Below are 658 nucleotides of genomic sequence, written 5' to 3'. Positions count from 1 at the left end.
CCGCGCAAGGTGGGACCGCGACAGCGCTTACTCATCATTCCCGACCATCGGGACATATATCCATTGCAGTTTGCCGCTGACATCGGTTTTAGGCCCTCGCGCTTGGCCATCTCGGCGACAGCCAGAGGCTTCATTTCGGGCCACTTCTTCCCGTAATTACTCGGCAAGTGCTGCAAGACTTCCAACACCTGCCGACAATCCTGCCGACCCAAATCTGAAATGAGTCGGTCTTCCCCGAGAATTGACACGACGATGTTCCTGACCGTCTCATACGCCATCTTCGTCTTGCGAGTGCGCGCGCTGCTCGGATCGGCAAGATATCGGTCCCATGCTTCAGGCAAGGTGACGCCGCCTGCGGTCTCAAGTGACGGTGAAGCAGCGACTGCTTGATTCGGTTTCTGTGCCACAGGCAGCGACGGTCGCAGACCCGACCTCATATTCTCAAAGTTTGTTGCAAATTCGAGCGCAATCAGACGGCATCGTGAAAGAGCATCCCGATACGACGCTGTGCCCAAAGTTCGGTTGATGTGTGTCTTGCCAATGGTCTCCACGAGGTCGGCAGGAACTCGAATGCGAAACTGGTAGATGCCACCTCGACGCCATATTCCACGAAGCCGCTTGTGATACACAGTTGTGTCACACTTGATTGCGGGAAAAT

The 658-nt window shown here is 55.3% G+C and carries 2 protein-coding genes; both read right to left on the bottom strand.

Features of this window, described 5'->3' with window-relative positions; translation table 11 throughout:
- Positions 1–551 (bottom strand): DUF6538 domain-containing protein (locus A7A77_RS18630; protein WP_425388596.1); only part of this gene is annotated, 551 nt, incomplete at its 3' end.
- Positions 470–658 (bottom strand): hypothetical protein (locus tag A7A77_RS18275; protein ID WP_216635622.1); only part of this gene is annotated, 189 nt, incomplete at its 5' end. The genes A7A77_RS18275 and A7A77_RS18630, both read right to left, overlap by 82 nt.

The organism is Croceicoccus bisphenolivorans (assembly GCF_001634625.1).
Taxonomy (GTDB): domain Bacteria; phylum Pseudomonadota; class Alphaproteobacteria; order Sphingomonadales; family Sphingomonadaceae; genus Croceicoccus; species Croceicoccus bisphenolivorans.
Note: the sequence above shows the minus strand (reverse complement) of the source record. Positions and strands in the feature narration are given on the sequence as shown.